At 51.8% G+C, this 17,728-nt stretch carries 19 protein-coding genes; 13 read left to right on the top strand and 6 right to left on the bottom strand.

The genetic code is table 11. The features are described from left to right. Window positions 1-201: 201 nt before the first annotated feature. A complete protein-coding gene (locus tag MKY12_RS27140; RefSeq protein WP_076080441.1) occupies window positions 202-606 on the bottom strand; it encodes a hypothetical protein in 405 nt (134 codons plus the stop codon). Window positions 607-929: 323 nt separating this feature from the next. Then, on the bottom strand, window positions 930-1,097 hold the full coding sequence (locus MKY12_RS27135; RefSeq protein WP_036730311.1) for a DUF1328 domain-containing protein: 168 nt from the start codon (window positions 1,095-1,097) through the stop codon (window positions 930-932). Between the two features lie 187 nt (window positions 1,098-1,284). On the opposite strand from MKY12_RS27135, the gene MKY12_RS27130 reads away from it, so the two are divergent. From MKY12_RS27130 to MKY12_RS27085, 10 genes are all read left to right on the top strand, one after another. Beyond that, window positions 1,285-1,791: a DUF948 domain-containing protein gene (locus tag MKY12_RS27130; protein WP_036730309.1), complete on the top strand. Its 507-nt coding sequence runs from the start codon at window positions 1,285-1,287 to the stop codon at window positions 1,789-1,791. A 67-nt stretch (window positions 1,792-1,858) separates the two neighbouring features. Further along, window positions 1,859-2,395: a hypothetical protein gene (locus MKY12_RS27125; protein ID WP_339311610.1), complete on the top strand. Its 537-nt coding sequence runs from the start codon at window positions 1,859-1,861 to the stop codon at window positions 2,393-2,395. A 91-nt stretch (window positions 2,396-2,486) separates the two neighbouring features. After that, on the top strand, window positions 2,487-2,834 hold the full coding sequence (locus MKY12_RS27120) for a general stress protein (protein ID WP_036730305.1): 348 nt from the start codon (window positions 2,487-2,489) through the stop codon (window positions 2,832-2,834). Between the two features lie 216 nt (window positions 2,835-3,050). Beyond that, on the top strand, window positions 3,051-4,214 hold the full coding sequence (locus MKY12_RS27115) for a fused response regulator/phosphatase (RefSeq protein WP_339251306.1): 1,164 nt from the start codon (window positions 3,051-3,053) through the stop codon (window positions 4,212-4,214). Beyond that, window positions 4,211-7,879, top strand: coding sequence for a response regulator (locus MKY12_RS27110; RefSeq protein ID WP_339311609.1), 3,669 nt, complete (start codon window positions 4,211-4,213; stop codon window positions 7,877-7,879). The genes MKY12_RS27115 and MKY12_RS27110 overlap by 4 nt, the downstream gene beginning before the upstream one ends. 90 nt (window positions 7,880-7,969) lie before the next feature. After that, a complete protein-coding gene (locus MKY12_RS27105) occupies window positions 7,970-8,830 on the top strand; it encodes a protein-glutamate O-methyltransferase CheR (protein ID WP_235192022.1) in 861 nt (286 codons plus the stop codon). Window positions 8,831-8,847: 17 nt separating this feature from the next. After that, window positions 8,848-10,518 (top strand): response regulator, encoded by a 1,671-nt coding sequence (locus MKY12_RS27100; RefSeq protein ID WP_339251302.1) that lies wholly within the window; start codon window positions 8,848-8,850, stop codon window positions 10,516-10,518. A gap of 96 nt (window positions 10,519-10,614) precedes the next feature. Then, window positions 10,615-10,953: an STAS domain-containing protein gene (locus MKY12_RS27095; protein ID WP_036730297.1), complete on the top strand. Its 339-nt coding sequence runs from the start codon at window positions 10,615-10,617 to the stop codon at window positions 10,951-10,953. 18 nt (window positions 10,954-10,971) lie between these two features. Beyond that, a complete protein-coding gene (rsbW, locus tag MKY12_RS27090) occupies window positions 10,972-11,424 on the top strand; it encodes an anti-sigma B factor RsbW (protein ID WP_036730295.1) in 453 nt (150 codons plus the stop codon). Beyond that, window positions 11,421-12,191 carry a sigma-70 family RNA polymerase sigma factor gene (locus MKY12_RS27085; RefSeq protein WP_036730293.1) on the top strand — a complete coding sequence of 257 codons (771 nt, stop codon included), beginning with the start codon at window positions 11,421-11,423 and terminating at the stop codon, window positions 12,189-12,191. Before rsbW ends, MKY12_RS27085 begins: the two co-directional genes overlap by 4 nt. A gap of 220 nt (window positions 12,192-12,411) precedes the next feature. Here the strand turns inward: MKY12_RS27085 and MKY12_RS27080 are convergent, their stop codons facing one another. Continuing rightward, on the bottom strand, window positions 12,412-12,741 hold the full coding sequence (locus MKY12_RS27080) for a DUF5665 domain-containing protein (protein ID WP_036694977.1): 330 nt from the start codon (window positions 12,739-12,741) through the stop codon (window positions 12,412-12,414). A gap of 129 nt (window positions 12,742-12,870) precedes the next feature. Continuing rightward, window positions 12,871-13,395, bottom strand: a complete 525-nt coding sequence (locus tag MKY12_RS27075; RefSeq protein WP_339311608.1) for a YtxH domain-containing protein — start codon at window positions 13,393-13,395, stop codon at window positions 12,871-12,873. 323 nt (window positions 13,396-13,718) lie between these two features. Here MKY12_RS27075 and MKY12_RS27070 point away from each other — a divergent pair, with 323 nt between their 5' ends. Further along, complete coding sequence (locus tag MKY12_RS27070; RefSeq protein ID WP_209876824.1) at window positions 13,719-14,438, top strand: pirin family protein; 720 nt, start codon at window positions 13,719-13,721, stop codon at window positions 14,436-14,438. A gap of 118 nt (window positions 14,439-14,556) precedes the next feature. Here MKY12_RS27070 and MKY12_RS27065 read toward each other — a convergent pair whose 3' ends face one another. Beyond that, on the bottom strand, window positions 14,557-14,781 hold the full coding sequence (locus tag MKY12_RS27065) for a DUF1128 domain-containing protein (protein ID WP_209876826.1): 225 nt from the start codon (window positions 14,779-14,781) through the stop codon (window positions 14,557-14,559). Between the two features lie 162 nt (window positions 14,782-14,943). Between MKY12_RS27065 and yyaC the strand changes: the two genes are divergently transcribed. Together yyaC and MKY12_RS27055 are read left to right on the top strand one after the other, a co-directional pair. Continuing rightward, window positions 14,944-15,471 (top strand): spore protease YyaC, encoded by a 528-nt coding sequence (yyaC, locus tag MKY12_RS27060; RefSeq protein ID WP_036730287.1) that lies wholly within the window; start codon window positions 14,944-14,946, stop codon window positions 15,469-15,471. A gap of 67 nt (window positions 15,472-15,538) precedes the next feature. Next, window positions 15,539-16,324, top strand: a complete 786-nt coding sequence (locus MKY12_RS27055) for an alpha/beta hydrolase (protein ID WP_036730285.1) — start codon at window positions 15,539-15,541, stop codon at window positions 16,322-16,324. 98 nt (window positions 16,325-16,422) lie between these two features. Here the strand turns inward: MKY12_RS27055 and MKY12_RS27050 are convergent, their stop codons facing one another. Continuing rightward, window positions 16,423-17,727, bottom strand: coding sequence for an MFS transporter (locus MKY12_RS27050; RefSeq protein ID WP_339311607.1), 1,305 nt, complete (start codon window positions 17,725-17,727; stop codon window positions 16,423-16,425). Window position 17,728: the final 1 nt, after the last annotated feature.

Raw genomic sequence — 17,728 nt, 5'->3', positions numbered from 1 at the left:
GTATGGCGGGGTTATCCCTCCAGTAGAAGATTCTACTGGAGGGATAACCCTTTTTATATGTTTTGGTGGGGGAATTTAGCATCCATCAGACGCAAAAAAAGGCCGTTTGGATTGGCGTCCACGTGCCTTGTTAGGTACATCCGTTGAGTCATAGCTGCAGCATATGAGTGGAGCAGCTATGACTCCTATATGTCGAATCGCTTATGGATTGATTACGTATGCAGAGGCAGGAACCTTGATCCAGGCTTTACCCAGCCAAGTGTAGATTTCTCTCCATTCGTTGCCCATAGCGTCTTTCGTGATCACACCAGTAGTATCAACAGTCTGTGCACCCAACCAGCCAATAGCAGTTGTGCTTCCCGCAGAAAGATGGAATGCTGTGAGTTTGGTCAGAATGATCTGAGGTGTTGCCGGCTTAATATCAGCCTGGGTGATAATAGGGTCTGCCGGATTCAGGTAAGTTACTCCGGTTACAGTAGTTACTGCATCGGAAGAAGTGGTTTTGGTAGTTTCTGTTGTTCCTGTTACTACCTCAGCTGCGGAAGCTGTTGCTGCCAAGGAAGCCATAAGACCCATTGCTACTGTTAAACTGGCTAATTTTTTCATCGATGATTCCTCCTAGGTATGATGGTGAGATGTTCTATGTTCATGCTGTGCTAATAAGGATGTAAACATAAATTGCATTGAATGAACCAGCGGCATCAATAAATTTTATTTTTCTTGTCCGGCCTTAGCGGGGAACGCCTCATTACGGACTGAATCACGGATGACAACCTGAGCGGAAAGGCCTATACTTTTTGAAGGGGAATGAAGCCCATTTCAACACTACATAAGACTGGCGGGAACAGCAAAAGGCCCGGAGATCTCCTGGCGGAGGCCTCCGGGCCTGCAGCACTGCCTGTCCGGCAGTCAGCTAACGGCGTGCTTGCCTACATAGATCGTCCCCTGCGGCCCATAAAGAGTGAGACCACGAAGAGGACCAGGAAGATGTAGAACAATACTTTGGCGATGCCGACAGCCGCCGCCACAATATTGAAGAATCCGAAGATACCGGCGATCAGGGCGACTACCAGCAGAATTATTGACCATCTTAGCATGAGATGTCATCCTTTCTGTGCGTTGATGTAGTCATTGTTTAAACGGGGCGTATCCATTTGAAACAGGGAGGAAAGGAAGAGGATTCCAGGGGCTTGACCTTTGTTTCGGCCCAATTCTGTAAGGGTAACTATGCAGTATCAGACAGTGCAAACCGATAATTTACACACTCGGAAGGGGTTATCTACAATGATCATTGAACTTAGCGTAGCACTGGCTGCTATCGCATTCGCAGTACTCGTATTCTTTTTAATCAAAACCTTGAAGTCAGCGAAGGAATCGCTCGACAAGGTCAGCCAGACTCTGCAGGAGGTTCAGAAGACTATTGATGAGCTTACCTATGAAGTCAAAACAACAGTCCGGCATGCCAATGACATCACAGCGGATGTGCAGGGTAAAATTCAGAAGATTGACCCGATCGTGGATTCTGTAAAGAATCTGGGCGATGTCATGAACGAGCTGACATTGACCGTGAAGCAGGTATCTGTAACGGTAATTGAGAAATTCCGTAAATCACGTGAACTGAAGGATAAGGCAAAATCGGTATCCATCGCAGAAGCCCCGTTAACACCGGCCGAGGAGAGAACCGTGCAATCCTATGAGGCAGTGAGTTCAAGCAAATCCAAGGGCAAGATAGCCTCAGCCCTCAAAGGCGTGGATGCAGCCGCTGCAATCTGGCAGAAATTCCGCCATTAATACGATGGAATGAAATACGGCGGGGCTCAGGACGGGGCAATACCAGCTCATGAAAGGCGGGAACCCTATGAAAATGGTTATTCTCTTGCTTAGTCTGCTTGCTCCCTTCATATCTGCACCGCCGCAGGATGAGACTGTTTCTCCCGCTCCCGGTACCGCTGCACAGCTGCCGGTAATATTCGCCTTCGAGCATAGTGCAGCTGCCGATCTCTACATAAGCAGCTTCGACTCCTTGTCCGGCATTAGCTTATATATGACGGAAGAGGAGCTGCTGCAGATCAAGGGAACCCCTCAGCAGATTGTTGAAGATCCTTGGGCCGGGTGTCTTGAATATCAGTATGCCGATAGCTCGGCGGGGGTATGCAGCGGTGTTGTCCTGTATGTTCATGCTTCGCCTTCCCAGGCCGGACAATATGGTCTGAGCCTCAATGGACGGATGCTTAATCCGCAGGCCATGAACGTGCAGGATATGCTGGGAGCGCCTGATTTTGAAGCTGAGGATGGGGATGTTTATATTAGAGGAGAGGCTGCGCTCAAGATCTACCGCAATACGGAGAGCGGCGAATGGGCCGGACTGGATTTATTCGACGCGTATTCCTTCTGAAGCTGTTTCAAGCGCGGCGATTTGGGTTAATGAATGCTCAGTCATCCATCCGGTGGCTGGGCCCTTATTCATTATGAAGGAGAGTGATCTCATGGATTCAACAGGTACACAGGCTTATGCCAAGCTCCTGGAGAATGGCGTTCAGGCGATCGAAGAAGTGAATCGGCTCCGTAGCAGCGGCTACACCAGAGAGGATCTTTATGTGATCAGTCACGATGAAGACCGCGAAGGGCGTATCGTGGACGCCGCAGATACTAATGAAGTGGGGCTGAGTGAAGAAGGGCTGTTCGGTGCCATTGCCAACCTATTCCGTTCGCGCGGCGACGCTTTACGCTTCAAGATGACTTCACTGGGCTTCAGCGCAGCGGAGGCGGCATTTTACGAGAAAGAGCTTGATACAGGCAAGGTTCTGGTCATTGCCAAAAGAAACCCACAATAATCGCGGGTCGGCTTCGCTGACCTTACTTAATAGTACAATAGCGTAACCTCCAGTCCCACTAGACGTTAGTGGAGCTGGAGGTTACTTTGTTGAAGCCGGGACCTGCTTTATGCCAATATCTAGCTGGTTGGTAACAGGCCGTGTAAATATCGTATGATAGAATTACAGAGCTGCGGGTTAGGGCCTTAACACAATATTCGCGTGAGGTGAGGAAGCTTGAGAATATTAATCGTAGACGACAATCCTACCAATGTAATTATTATCCGTGAGATCCTCAAGAAGGAAGATTACCGGAATTTCATAACGGCTTCGTCCGCCAAAGATATGCTGAAGCTGCTGGGCGTCGGTGTGGGGGAAGAGCCCCGGCCGTCCGATGTGGATCTGATTCTGCTGGATATGATGATGCCGGAAATGGACGGAATTGAAGCCTGCCGGGTGGTCCAGCAATATGAGCATCTGAAGGATATTCCTATTATTATGGTTACGGCTGTAGGTGACTCCAAGAAGCTCGCAGAGGCGCTGGATGCCGGAGCGGTGGATTATGTTACGAAGCCGATTAACAAGGTGGAGCTGATGGCCCGTATCCGCCTCGCACTGCGGCTGAAGCGCGAGAAGGACTGGCATAAGGAGCGGGACCAGCGGATACAGGATGAATTGAAGCTGGCTGCCCTGGTGCAGAATGCGGTACTCAGTCTGCCCCTTGCTGAGGAGACCCTGGAGGTACATGCGATTTACCAGCCTTCCTTCGAGCTGGCCGGGGATCTGTATGCCTGGTATCCGCTGGGAGACGGGCGTTATGCGGTCATCCTGCTGGATATGATGGGCCACGGCATCTCGTCTTCTTTGTTTACCATGTTCCTTGCCTCGGTCCTGAAGGATACCGTAACGACCTATGTGGAACCGGAGAAGGTTATTCAGGAGCTTAACAGACGCTTTAATCAGCTATATATTGAGAAGCAGCTGGTTCAGTATTATTTCACGGCGATCTATCTTGTCATTGATACCCGCATGAAGCGGATTAATTATGTGAATGCCGGGCATCCGCCGGCGCTGTTTTTTGAAGGGGAGGCCAAGACGCCTGTACTGCTTGAGAGCAACGGCCACCCTGTCGGGCTGTTTGACCGGATCGATATCCAGCAGCAGAGCCTCAGCTACGAAGACGAGGGTCATCTGGTGCTGTTCACGGACGGCCTCATGGAGATGGTGGAGGGCGAGCAGGAAGAGCAGCTGAAATTCATGATCGGGCATTTGAATGCCACTCATGACTGGCAGGAAGACCTGGTGCGCGCTGCCTTCCTGAGCGAGCCGGTTAATTCGGAACGTGATGACGATAAATGCCTGGTGTGGATCTCGCTGAAGAAAGGAACCGATAAGGAATGAAGATTAAGGCTAAGCTGCTGATCGGATTCAGTGCCATGCTGGCGATTATGCTGGCGCTTACCCTGATCGGGTATGACAGGCTCCATTATATGAGCAATCAGCTGGACAGCTACCAGGAGAGATATAGCAAAGGCCGTGCTTCTTCGGGACTTCGCGGGGAAGTGAACGACATGGCACGGATACTGACCACTTCCATGCTTAATGCCGATACTGTAACCCTGGAAGCGCAGAAGGCGGAAATTGACAGCAAGGTCCTGAAGTCTGCGGAGCATCTGGAGAATATTAAGGCCTCGCTGAAGACGGCAGAGGAATTGCAGATGTTATCCCGGATTGAGAATGCCTATTCCGGCTATCTGAAGTATCAGGACAAGGTTCTGGAGATGCTGAGTGCCGGATACTTTCAGAATGCCAACACGTACCGCAATGCAGAAGGACAGGATATTCAGAACGAGGTGCTGAACAGCCTGAATACGTTGTCTGATTACAATGCCTTCCGGATGACGGAGGAGACTGCTAACGCCCAAGAGGCTTCGAGCAGATCGATTCAGATGGTAACCCTGATCATGGTCTTAGGGCTGCTGCTCGGGCTGGGTGTCATTCTGTGGGTGATACCGAGCATCACGCGCGGCCTAAGTGTCGTCTCCATGATGATTACCAGCTTCGGCAACGGTAAAATGCGGGCGATCCGCCGGATCAAGGTGAAGTCGAAAGATGAGATCGGCGATGTGGCCCGGGTATTCCAGCGGATGGCCGAGGATATTGAGCAGAAGCAGCAGCTCGAGAGATCCTATGCCCAGGCACAGAGCGATCAGGCCTGGCTGAATGCCAATATTGCCCGAATTACGGAGCTGCTGCGCGGCGTCAGCTCACTGGATCAGGTAGCCCAGACCTTCATCAGTGAGTTCACGCCTGTGCTTGGAGCGCAGTATGGTGCCGTCTATCTGAAGAGCCAGGATAATCCGAACCTGCTGGTCAGCAGCGCTTTTTATGCCGGTGAGGAGGGGGTTACGCCCAGGGAGAGCTTCGAGATCGGTCAGGGACTGGTCGGACAGAGCGCGTTGGATAAGCTGCCGATCAAGCTGACGGAGGCGCCTGACAACTATATCTCAGTGTCTTCGGGATTCGGGGAGTCGCATCCAAGTTATATATCGATCCACCCTCTTTTATTCGAGGATGAGGTTCTGGGTGTTGTGGAATTCGCTTCCTTCACACCATTCTCGGTGCTGCAGAATGAACTGCTGCATCAGCTCTCCAATAATCTGGGGATTATTCTGAACAACATCAGCCGCAGGCTTGTGGTTGAGGAATTGCTGCGCGAATCGCAGGCGCTCACGGAAGAGCTGCAATGCCAGTCGGAGGAGCTGCAGACCCAGCAGGAGGAGCTGCGCCGCTCTAACGAGAATCTGGAGGAGCAGACGGATGCTCTGAAGCGTTCAGAGGAGCTGCTGCAGCGCCAGCAGGAGGAGCTGGAGCATTACAATACAGAGCTGGTCTCCAAGACACGTGCCCTGCAGGATCAGGTGCAAGAGGTTGAAGAGAAGAAGGATGAGATTGAACATGCCCGTATGCAGCTGGAGAAGCAGGCTATGCAGCTTGCAGTAACCAGTAAATACAAATCCGAGTTTCTGGCCAATATGTCCCATGAGCTGCGTACTCCGCTGAACAGCCTGCTCATTCTCTCCCAGCTTCTTACGGAGAACAAGGAAGGCAATCTGAGCGAGAAGCAGGTCGAATTCGCCCATACCATCTATATGTCAGGTGCAGATTTGCTTAAAATGATTGATGAGATTCTCGATCTGTCCAAGGTCGATGCCGGCAAAATGGAGTTGAATCATGAAGAAATTCCGCTCGTCGAGCTGAAGACCTTCGTGAAGCAGAACTTTGCTCCGCTGGCTGCGCAGAAGGGGCTGTCGCTGCGCCTGTCCTTTGACGAGCCGCTTCCGGACAGTGTATATAGCGACAGTCACAGACTGAAGCAAATCCTGCGTAACCTGCTGTCCAATGCCTTCAAATTCACGAGCGAAGGGTATGTAGTGTTCTCTGTTAGCCGTGCGGACGTCAAGCGGCTGCCTGCCTATCTGCCGCATGAATATGATTATATTGCCATATCCGTCAAAGACAGCGGGATCGGCATCCCGTCAGATAAGATGGATATCGTCTTTGAGGCGTTCCAGCAGGTTGACGGTACGACGAGCCGCAAATATGGCGGCACGGGGCTTGGCCTGTCGATCAGCCGCGAATTAGCCCGCCTGATGGGCGGGGCCATCGGACTGGAGTCCCGTGAAGGGCAAGGCAGCGTATTTACACTGTATTTGCCGGTTCAGGGGAACTTTAGCCTGCTGCCGGGAGCGGTTGAAGCCGCTCCTGCCGGGGAGCCCTTGCAGCTTGAGGAGTTCCGGGAGGAACTTTCATGGGATAAGGCAGGGGACATCACGCCTACACCTGCTAAGCCTGCAGTTGTGGAAGATGACCGGGAATCCCTTGCCAGCGGCGACAAGGTGCTGCTGATTATTGAGGACGATGAGAGCTTTGCCAAGATATTGCTGGGCATGGCCCGCGGACGCGGCTTCAAGGGGCTGGTAGCCCTGCAGGGTGATATCGGCCTGCAGATGGCCAAGACCCTGCTGCCGGACGCGATCATCCTCGACATCCAGTTGCCTGTCTTGGACGGCTGGTCGATTCTGAGAGAGCTCAAGAGCGACTCCCAGACACGCCATATTCCCGTGCATGTAATCTCTGTGAATGATGAGATGAAGCAGGGGCTCATGATGGGAGCGATGGCCTACCTCAGAAAGCCGTCCTCCCGTGAAGCACTGGACCGGGCCTTCTCGCAGATTGAGAATTACACCGCCAGCACGATGAAGCATCTCTTGATTGTCGAGGATGACGATATTCAGCGCCGTTCCATCGAGGAGCTTATCGGACATGACGATGTAGTGATTACGGCGGTGTCTTCAGGCCAAGAGGCGCTGAATGAGCTGCACAAGCAGAGATATGACTGTATGGTGCTTGATCTGATGCTGGATGATATGACCGGCTTCGAGCTGCTGGATCAGATCCGCGACGATGAGGAGCTGAACGATCTGCCGATTATTATTTATACCGGCAAGGATCTGGACAGCAAGGAAGAGACCAAGCTGCGCAAATATGCGGAATCCATTATTATCAAGGATGTCCGCTCGCCGGAACGGCTTTTGGATGAGACAACGCTGTTCATGCACCGGGTAGAAGCAAATCTGCCGGAGGATAAGCGTAAAATCCTGCAAAAGCTGCACAATAAAGAGGAACTGTTTGAAGGCAAAAAAATACTGCTCGTCGATGATGACATACGCAACGTCTTTGCCCTCTCCAGCGTGCTCGAAGGCTATCACATGGAAGTGAAATTTGCCGAGAACGGCCGCGAGGCCATCGACATGCTTGTCGAACAGAGTGATTATGATCTGGTGCTGATGGATATGATGATGCCGGAGATGGACGGATATGAAGCTATGCGCCGCATCCGGCAGATGCCGCAGTACCAGAAATTGCCGATTATCGCCCTCACAGCCAAGGCTATGAAGGAGGACCGGGCCAAGTGTATTGAAGCCGGAGCCTCCGATTATATGAAGAAACCGATCAGTACGGATCAGCTTCTTTCGTTAATGCGCGTCTGGTTGTATTCGTAAGGGTGATTTCGGGGTAATAGCTATACAGCAGGTTCAAACCAAGTACGGAAATAAGGCGCAGGCAAGGGAGTATTGATGACAATGGCAGCGATGGAGCACGGATATGAGGGTCAGGGGAATCCGCCGGAGAGCAAGCAGGAGCTTGAACAGATTGAGATTGAGCTGCTTCTGAACGGAGTACACCGTTTGTATGGATATGATTTCAGGAATTATGCCCTGCCTTCCTTGAAGCGGCGCATCTGGCATCATGTCCATGCGGAGAGCTTACCTACTATTTCTGCCCTGCAGGAAAAGGTGTTGCATGACCGTGCCTGCTTCGAGCGGTTCGTGTATAGTCTCTCGATCCCTGTGACAGAGATGTTCCGTGATCCCGGACTCTTCCTGACCTTCCGTCAGAAGGTCATTCCGCTCCTGCGGACCTATCCTTATATCCGGATCTGGCATGCCGGCTGCTCGACAGGCGAAGAGGTCTACTCAATGGCAATTATGCTGCATGAGGAAGGATTATATGACAAGGCTAGAATTTATGCCACGGACATGAACGCCCGTTCCTTGCAGCAGGCCAAAGAAGGCGTGTACGAGATCGGCAAGATGAAGCAATACACCAAGAACTACCTTGAGGCCGGAGGCACGGGCGTCTTCTCGGAATACTATACAGCGAAATATAACTCAGTGATTCTGCAGCCGTATTTACGCAAGAACATCATTTTTGCAGAGCATAATCTGGCAACGGACACTTCCTTCAACGAATTCAATGTGATCCTGTGCCGGAATGTAATGATCTACTTCAACGACGAGCTCCGCGATCATGTGCATGGCTTGTTCCATGAGAGCCTCAGCCGGTTCGGAGTGCTGGTCCTCGGTTCCAAGGAATCTATTCATTTCACACGCTACAGTGACAGCTATGAGCCTCTGGACCGGGTAGAGAAAATATACCGCAAAAATAAATAGCGGGTAAGGAGGGACCTATGGGGGTTCAGGAACCGATTCATATACTGCTGGTTGACGACCGTCCCGAGAATTTGCTGGCACTCGAAGCTGTCCTTGAGAGTCAGCATTACAAGCTTGTCAAAGCCAATTCTGGAGAAGAAGCACTGCGGTGCTTATTGAAATATGAATTCGCCGTGATTGTTCTGGACGTTCAGATGCCGGGTATGGACGGGATCGAAACCGCCAAGTTAATCAAAGCCAGGGAGAAAACCAAGGATATTCCGATCATCTTCATCTCTGCCAACAGCAGGGAGTCGGAGCATCTCTTCGCAGGGTACTCTGCCGGCGCTATTGATTATATGGTCAAACCGTTTATCCCGCAGATTCTGAAGTCGAAGATTGAAGGCTTTGTGAATATGCATCTGACCAGCAAGAAGCAGCAGATTCAGGCGATGCAGCTGCAGCAGAAGACGCTGGAGCTTGAGCGCATGAACGGTGAACTGATCAAAGCCAAGGAAGAGGCGGAGATCGCGGCTAAGGCCAAGACCGAATTTCTGGCGATGATGAGTCATGAGATCCGCACGCCGATGAATGGCGTAGTGGGCATGATTGATCTTTTGATGGAGACCCAGCTTGCTCCTGAGCAGAAGGAATATACAGAGATTATCCGTAAAAGTGCGGACACACTAATAACCGTGATTAACGATATCCTTGATTTCACTAAGATGGAATCGGGCAAAATGGAAATGGAAGAGCAATTATTCGAGCTGCATACCACCGTTCAGGAGGTATTTAGTCTGTTCTCGGCGGAAGCCGGCAAAAAAAATCTGGAGCTGGCCTATTTCATCGACCAGAAGCTGCCGCGGCTGATTTATGGAGATATGGCCCGGCTGCGCCAGGTGCTGATCAATCTCGTATCCAATGCGGTGAAATTTACCAACCAGGGCGGCGTTTATTTAGTTGCTTCCCTTCTGCCTTCAGCGGATAATAAGCTGGTAATAGAATTTACCGTTAAGGATACAGGCATTGGAATTTCACCGGAGAAATGTGACCGGCTGTTCCAGCCCTTCTCCCAGCTTGATTCCTCCATGACGCGTAAATACGGAGGCACAGGCCTCGGCCTCGCCATCTGCAAGTCCCTCGTGGGCATGATGGGCGGAGATATCCGTGTAGAGTCGATGGAAGAGAAGGGGGCTACCTTTGTATTCACTATCCAGGTTGCCGTGCCGGAGGAAGAGCTGGAAGGCGGCTGCCGGGAAGAGGACGGTACAGCGGACGAGGTAGATGAAGCAAGCCGGAGCAAAGTGCTGGTCGTAGATGACCATCCGATTAATCAGCGCCTTATGGTCAGCATGCTGGATAAGCTCGGATATTGTGCCGATGTTGCTGAGGACGGGAACCAGGCTGTAGAACTGGCCCGGCAATCCGAGTACGATTTTATCTTCATGGACCTGCAGATGCCTGTGATGGATGGTCTTGAAGCCACTTCCCTGATTCGAGAGGAGAGCAGCGGTTCGCCTGACAAGACGGTGATCATTGCGATGACTGCGAATGTGATGGAGGGGATTCAGGACCGCTGCACCGCTGCCGGAATGGACGGCTACATCAGCAAGCCGCTCAAGCTAAGCAGCATCAAACAGATGATCTCCAGATATTCAGGCAGAGATAACCCCGCAACCGCGCGGAACACTTCGCTTTTCAACGCATGACCCATGATTTACCAGTGCCGTCTTGTCTATTTGTTGTTTCAACCCTAGGCTATTAGGGTTATTGGTAAAGAAAACATTTAACCAGGAGAGTTGTCTATGAATACACATAAAAGCGAAAAGTTTCACGCAAAGACCGAAACCGTTGGTTCGGTATGTACTGTTTATCTGACAGGTGAACTCGATCTGTCTGTGGCGCCTGACTTTCGTCTGGTGATGGAACCGCTAGTGGGAGACACGGGGCTTGATCTCGTGATTAATCTGAAGGATCTGAAGTATATTGACAGCACCGGTATCGGAATCCTGTTGTCGATCCTCAAAGCAAGACATGGAATGGACGTCAAGTTCACCGTTGCTGAAGTTCCCCCGCAAATACAGAAGCTTTTTGACATGACCGGCATTTCCAAGTTTTTTGCCTCCCAAGAGAATTCCCACTAGGAAAGGATCGAACTAAGAATGAGTGATGACATACAAAGAGTAGTTCTTCAGTTACCCGCCAGTGCAGAATATGTCGATATTGTCAGACTTAATTTATACGGCATTGCCTCCAAAATGGGTTTTACTTATGAAGACATTGAAGATATGAAGGTAGCCGTCTCGGAAGCATGTAATAACTCCGTGCTCTATGCCTATGGGCAAGCGGACGGTATGGTTGATGTAATCTTTGAGGTAGGATCAAGTGTCTTATCCATTACTGTCAAAGATGAGGGGGAGAGCTTTGACGGTTTGGATGCGTCCGGGGAACGTCTGACGCTTCATGACAAGGAGCTGAATGATGTTCAAGTGGGCGGACTGGGCTTCTATCTAATGCAGGCGCTGATGGATGACGTTAGCGTTGTTAGCGAATCAGGGAAAGGGACAGTCGTTACCCTGACTAAACGGCTCAATTTCAGCGAGGAGAAAGTATGAATGACAAAGTGACTCCCCCAGAGTCCATGAATGAAGCAGTAAGCCTGATCTGGGAATACCAGCAGACGAAAGACAATGAAATCGCAACAGTGCTCATCCGCAAATATGAACCTATGGTAAAGATGGCAGCCGGCAAAATTGCCCGTAACCGTCCGGATCTCTATGAGGATCTGTATCAGGTAGGGCAAATGGCGCTGATCCGGCTGCTGGCGCAATACGACATCAGCTTGGGGATTCCCTTCGAGCCGTATGCGATGAAGAGCATGATTGGACATATGAAAAACTACCTGCGTGATAAATCCTGGTACATACAGGTTCCACGGCGGATTAAGGAAAAGGGCGCGCTTGTTCAGCAGGCCATTGATGAATTGACCATTCGGCTCGAACGTTCTCCGGCGGTTGAAGAGATTGCCCACTATCTGGATCTCACCGTAGAGGAAACTGTGGAAGTACTGGCCGGCAGAGAATGTTATCATTATGTCTCCCTGGATTCACCGCTCTCCCAGGAAGAGAGTGGGGCAACACTCGGTGAATTGATCAGCTCCGATGCGAATGACTACGAGACAGTGGAGAAGCGTATGGATCTCCAGCAGGCGCTCGGACAACTGAAGGAGCAGGAGCAGCAGGTGCTGCTGCTGGCCTTCCAGGATGGCCAATCCCAGCGGGCCATTGCCCAGAAGCTGGGTGTCTCGCAGATGAGCGTATCCCGCATCCAGAAGCGGGCCACTGAGAAGCTGAAGCAGATCATGGCTAATTCATCCTATTAAGGATCAAGGTCATTATATTTATCAGGGCAGGTTCCATCCCGTAAGGGATAGAGCCTGCCCTTTTTTGGGTAGATAAGAATTTATATGTTTTGGGGTCCCCGCCAAGTACCTGAGTCATCACCTACGCTAGAGCCCCACTTTGTGGGGTTAAAGAGCAACATCCCTCCTGCAGTCTATTCACGGTAGAGTAGGCTGCAGGAGGGATGCGCGGGAAATGTGTTTAGTTAGCATCTATATACTTTTTGATTTCTCCAAGATATTCCCCGATAACCGGTACATTGAGAAACAAACTGAGGATATAGCCAAGGATACCAAGAATGACAAAGGTACCGAGTGAGAGGCCCAGGCCTCTGGAGATCCCGGCCATCAGATTGGTGATAATCCGCTTCTTGGGGTCTGTATAGTTCTCCAGGATATCCTTGAACTCGGATTTCTCCAGTGAGTCGGCGATCTTGTCGAGCCTCGCATTCAAGCGTTTGACCTCATGCCGCAGCTCGAAGGGATGCTCATCTACGTCATAAGCTTTGGTTCTGTTGTCCGCTTCTCCCATAAGGCGTACCTGCTTTCTGTAGCCTGAATCAGGCTTTATTGAGATATAAGACATGCATAAATAGGGAGCGGCCAGCTACGGAAGATCTGGCCGCTCCCTTCAATGTATAATCAGCCTGAACATCCGGGATTAATAAGAGGATTTAACTTCGTCCTTGGCATCCTTCGCTGCGCCTGCGATTTCCTTGGAAGCGTCCTTCGCCTTGTCGGCAACCTCTTTGGAGGTATCCTTGGCTTCAACCGCTATGTCCTGGGAGGCGTCCTTAACGCTGCCCGTGATGTCCTTGGAGGCATCGCTTACCGTTTCACCAATCTTTTTGCCGGTTTCCGCCAGAGTAGCTGCAATTTGTTGCTTGCTGTCACTGACGGTGGTGAAGATATCGGAGGCCTTGGCCGATACGGTGCCTGCCAGGTCTGTAGCTTTTTCACCTACGGTCGTAGCAATCGTCTTGGTCTTGTCAGTTACGGCTCCCGCAACCTCTTTTGTCTTATCCGTAGCTACTGTGAGCTTATCGGACAGGTCACTGCGCATCTCGCGTCCAGGCTTTGGTGCGAACAGCAATGCCGCCGCCGCTCCCAAGAGTCCGCCGATGAAGATCCCTTTTAAGAATGTGCCGCCGCTTTCTACCGGATATTCCTTCTCTGCTTTATTCATTATCAATCACTCCTTATCAGAATTGTTATTCAAATTCAGGTGAGCCTGAATGTTCTTACTTCGTATATACACTTTGGGCTATGTGCTGAAACAGCGGAATAGCTTGGCAAAGATTGCCGGAGCATAAGGGAGCATCCCAGCCGAAAAGGTATTTTTTCATACCTAATTGGATGAATATGCGGCTTTACAAGATTGATTGATCTCGAAGGGAAGGGGGTAAGAAATAGTTAATCATAGCGCATCTATACATCCCATATTGAAGAGCATTCATTCCCCTGTTTAGGATATTGATAAGATTCCAACATCTATGGAGGTGCAACATTATGATAAAAGTAGTTACAGCAGCCGAGCGTCATACTTCGAATAGAGAATGGATACACAGTGAATTCAGCTTCTCGTTTGCCGATTATGATGATCCCAGCAACGCCCATTTCGGCGCACTGCTGGCACATAACGACAATGAATTGAAGCCGGAGCAAGGCATGCATGAGCACCCGCATCATGATCTGGAGATTATCACTTATGTGGTATCCGGTGTGCTGAAGCATCAGGATGATCTGGGGAATCATGCAGATCTGCAGGCAGGCAGTGTGCAGCTGATGAGCGCAGGAACAGGCATTAACCATTCGGAGACGAATCCGTCAGACCATGTGGATGTCCGGTTCCTGCAGATCTGGCTGTTGCCCGACCGGCCCGGTAAGACCCCGAAATGGGATGCCCGGTTCTATCCGGCCGAGCTTAAGCTCAACCACCTGCTGCCTATTGCTTCAGGGGAAGGGACTCAGGGTTCGCTGCAGCTGGACAATGATGTTAATATCTACTTGTCCGTTCTGCAGACGAACCGGGAGCTGCGCTATCCCCAGCAGGAGGAGCGGCGAACTCATCTGTATGTCATTTCCGGGAATCTGGAGATCTCATGCGCGGACGGTGTATTCCAGCTCCAGCAGGGGGATGCGGCGCGTATCCGCAAGAGCTGCGAGCTTACGCTCAAAGGCATAAGCAGCTCAGGAGATGCAGAATTCATTCTGATTGATCTCCCGTAGCAGGCCGGAGCATGACAGTAAGATTATTATTGGAGTATACAAAAGCCCTTCAGCTTCAACGTCCCGTCTTACGGACAATGAAGCTGAAGGGCTTTATATTGTATACGAACTGCTGGTGCTATTTCTTGCGCAGGCGGCCAAGCTCTGAGACGAGCGCCTCCACCTGGGAGATACTGAGCCGGTCACTGCCCATCGCAACCTCATAAATATCCTGGATATCCTCATACTGCTCCACCGAAAAGGCGGACGCCTGCATTGCAGCGGCACTGGCCATTTTCAGCTTGCTTTTGATGCCTTCAATCATATATTCAACGTTCTCCTGGCTTGGGTTTGACAAATCCATTGAGTATAACCATCCTCCCTGAGTAATATAGAATGTGAACTGGTATAGTTCAAATATCTTATCATGTTTGGGCAGGGGATGACCATTTTTTTGTCCAGATCACGCAAACATGTTAAATTAAAGGTGAATATAACTGGCTGCTTAGCAAGGGGGAGAGAGTCTTTGGCCATCAGAGAAGAAGAGAGCAGAAAACGGCGTAAAATGGATGCCGGGGGACTGGCGGCTTTCTTCCGCGGGATCGCAGACGAGTATTCCGCTGAGCAGCTGACCTTCCTCTGTATCGGAACAGACCGCTCCACCGGAGATGCACTGGGGCCGCTGACAGGAAGCCGCCTGCTGGAGTACGGATTTCCGAATGTAACGGGTACGCTTCCGGCGCCCTGTGATGCGGATAATCTGATTCAGCGGATAACTGAGATTCCGGAAGGGCAGATTATTATCGCTGTTGATGCCTGCCTGGGACCGCCGGCCGCACTGGGCTGTTACTTTGCGGCCGCGCAGCCGCTGCGTCCGGCAGAATCTGTAGGGGGACTCTTGCCTGCTGTAGGAAATTACAGTCTGGCGGCGATCGTTGATGTGAACAGTCCGCGTCCTTACCGGACCATCCAGACTACCCCGCTCTACCGGGTAATGGTTATGGCCGACCAGATTGCCAGGGCAGCCGCCCTGGGATTCGGACTTACGGATTGAGAGCGTTTCAAATCAGCTGTTCTAGCTTATTAATATAGACCACTACATAGAAAGAGGGTAAGCAGCCATGGAAAATGTTCGATGCGAGGGAAGCAACATTTGCTATAGTGATCAAGGCAAAGGGGATGTAATCGTGCTGCTGCACGGATTCTGCGGGAGTGCCGAATACTGGGAAAAGGTGATTCCCGGACTTACAGCCCATTACCGGGTCATCGCTCCGGATCTGCGCGGGCACGGGGCTTCCGATGCTCCGCTTGGAGCCTATACCATCGAGCAGATGGCTGATGATGTGCTGTCGCTGCTGAATGCCTTGGAGATTCAGGAATGTTATCTGCTGGGACATTCGCTCGGAGGCTATATTACCCTGTCGTTTGCCCAGCGCCATGCTTCCCGGTTGAAGGGCTTCGGGCTGATTCATTCCTCCGGGTATCCTGACAGTGAAGAAGCTAAGGAGAACCGGCTGAAGAGCGTCACCATGATCCAGAGCGAAGGCATTTTTGCTTTTGTGGATCAGCTGGTGCCTGGACTGTTTGCTCCTGGAGCGGAGCCCCGGCTGCTGGAACGGGCCAAGGAGATCGGCTACAAGACTCCGCCGCAAGGCGCGGTTGGCGCGTCCTTGGCGATGCGTGAGCGCCCGGACCGCCGAGATGTGATCTCGGCAACGGCGCTGCCGGTGCTTCTCGTTGCCGGAGCTGAGGATTCGAAGGTGACGCCGGAGCGGACGTTCACCTCAGACAACCGGAATATCACCAAGGTGACGTTGCCGGGTGTAGGCCACATGGGTATGTTTGAAGCACCGGAGCAGCTGGCGAAGATTATTAAGGATTTCGTTCAGGCCCCTGTGCAGAAGTAAATTACATCAGGCAATAGGGACAGAAGGCAGCAATTCCGCTCTCTGGCGGGTGCTGCCTTCTGTTTGCTGTGCAAATATAAGAATTTATTGGCTGGATTTTATTGAAACTTACGGATAGCCGGAACGCACAGCACCAGGGCAACACAGGAGAGGCCCAGGCCGGAAAAAATAATAATGGTCGGTACTCCTCCGATCTGGTCGGCCAGCCAGCCGACTAAGATATATCCGACCGGCAGCAGGGCGAAGGACCCGAACATATCCAGACTGGCTACCCGTCCGAAGGCTTCCTTCGGAACAAGCTCCTGCAGGCTGATCTCCCAGATCAGCCCGAAGATCATTAGTCCGAAGCCTTCTACGGCAAATAAGGTGACAGCTGCTGCCGGAGTGCCTGCGAACGGGAGCAGCAGCAGAGCAGCCCCGCTGATCAGTGCGCCGCCGTAAGCCAGGATGCCGCGGTGATTCCATTTCGGCCTCAGGCCGTACAGCAGGCCGGCCGCTATGGCCCCGACACCGGAGAACGTAACGGCCAGGCCATAGAGATAAGGAGGCCAGCCGTGATGGACCTTGAACAGCCAGGGAAGAAGGACGCTGATTACGCCCGTATAACATATATTGACGAAGCAGAAGGCGAGAATTGTAATCCAGAGCCAGGGCTGGCTGCGCAGAACATGTATTCCTTCGGCGAAATCCTGCCTCCAGTGCGGAGCGGGAGAGGTCCCGGCAGCAGGCTTAGCCGGGATGTCAGTCTCAGTGGCGGCAGCCTGCAGCCGGGTCATCATCACTCTGCGCAGATAGACCAGGCAGATGAGGGAGATAAGATAGGTGAAGGCATCAATTCCGAAGCCGATGCCCGCGGACAGGTGGGTAATCAGCAGTCCCCCTAACGCGGGACCGATCAGCCGCACGGACTGGGTTGTGATCTGAGTTAAAGAATTCGCTGCTACGCGGATATCCGGAGTGAATACGGTAGCGCGGACGGCAGCGTAGGCGGGCTGGAATAAGCCGTCCAGCAGGCCGTAGCAGGCAACAAGTCCATAGAGCAACGGAATGCTCAGCACTCCGGTCAAGGACAGCACAGCAGTCGTAATCATAACGATGAACCGGGCAATATCGGCCAGCATCATAATCCGTACACGGTCGTAGCGGTCGACAATATGTCCGGATACCGGCAGCATGATTACATTAGGCAGCATGTAGGCGGCCATGACCATCCCCATAATGGTGGTGGAGCCGGTCAGGGAATAGACCAGGACAGGCAGGATAACCATGGTTACCGAGCTGCCCAAAAAAGAAACTAAATGTCCCAGCCACAGGTAAGGAAAGGCGCGGGATTGCCGGAAAGGGGCGGCGAAGCCCTCAAGCGGATGATGCTTCGGTTGTCCGGAAGGGCCAGCGGTGCTCATC

This window comes from Paenibacillus sp. FSL M7-0896 (genome assembly GCF_037975415.1).
GTDB classification, from domain to species: Bacteria; Bacillota; Bacilli; order Paenibacillales; family Paenibacillaceae; genus Paenibacillus_AQ; species Paenibacillus_AQ silagei.
This window is presented reverse-complemented; position numbering and strand designations above follow the sequence as displayed.

Coding starts and splice junctions, on each gene's coding strand:
- MKY12_RS27120 (WP_036730305.1), top strand. CDS start 2,487: ATGGATTCAACAGGTACACAGGCTTATGCCAAGCTCCTGGAGAATGGC.
- MKY12_RS27070 (WP_209876824.1), top strand. CDS start 13,719: ATGATAAAAGTAGTTACAGCAGCCGAGCGTCATACTTCGAATAGAGAA.
- MKY12_RS27135 (WP_036730311.1), bottom strand. CDS start 1,097: ATGCTAAGATGGTCAATAATTCTGCTGGTAGTCGCCCTGATCGCCGGT.
- MKY12_RS27055 (WP_036730285.1), top strand. CDS start 15,539: ATGGAAAATGTTCGATGCGAGGGAAGCAACATTTGCTATAGTGATCAA.
- MKY12_RS27100 (WP_339251302.1), top strand. CDS start 8,848: ATGGGGGTTCAGGAACCGATTCATATACTGCTGGTTGACGACCGTCCC.
- MKY12_RS27065 (WP_209876826.1), bottom strand. CDS start 14,781: ATGGATTTGTCAAACCCAAGCCAGGAGAACGTTGAATATATGATTGAA.
- MKY12_RS27130 (WP_036730309.1), top strand. CDS start 1,285: ATGATCATTGAACTTAGCGTAGCACTGGCTGCTATCGCATTCGCAGTA.
- MKY12_RS27140 (WP_076080441.1), bottom strand. CDS start 606: ATGAAAAAATTAGCCAGTTTAACAGTAGCAATGGGTCTTATGGCTTCC.
- MKY12_RS27105 (WP_235192022.1), top strand. CDS start 7,970: ATGGAGCACGGATATGAGGGTCAGGGGAATCCGCCGGAGAGCAAGCAG.
- MKY12_RS27050 (WP_339311607.1), bottom strand. CDS start 17,727: ATGAGCACCGCTGGCCCTTCCGGACAACCGAAGCATCATCCGCTTGAG.
- MKY12_RS27085 (WP_036730293.1), top strand. CDS start 11,421: ATGAATGACAAAGTGACTCCCCCAGAGTCCATGAATGAAGCAGTAAGC.
- rsbW (WP_036730295.1), top strand. CDS start 10,972: ATGAGTGATGACATACAAAGAGTAGTTCTTCAGTTACCCGCCAGTGCA.
- MKY12_RS27075 (WP_339311608.1), bottom strand. CDS start 13,395: ATGAATAAAGCAGAGAAGGAATATCCGGTAGAAAGCGGCGGCACATTC.
- MKY12_RS27080 (WP_036694977.1), bottom strand. CDS start 12,741: ATGGGAGAAGCGGACAACAGAACCAAAGCTTATGACGTAGATGAGCAT.
- MKY12_RS27095 (WP_036730297.1), top strand. CDS start 10,615: ATGAATACACATAAAAGCGAAAAGTTTCACGCAAAGACCGAAACCGTT.
- MKY12_RS27125 (WP_339311610.1), top strand. CDS start 1,859: ATGAAAATGGTTATTCTCTTGCTTAGTCTGCTTGCTCCCTTCATATCT.
- MKY12_RS27110 (WP_339311609.1), top strand. CDS start 4,211: ATGAAGATTAAGGCTAAGCTGCTGATCGGATTCAGTGCCATGCTGGCG.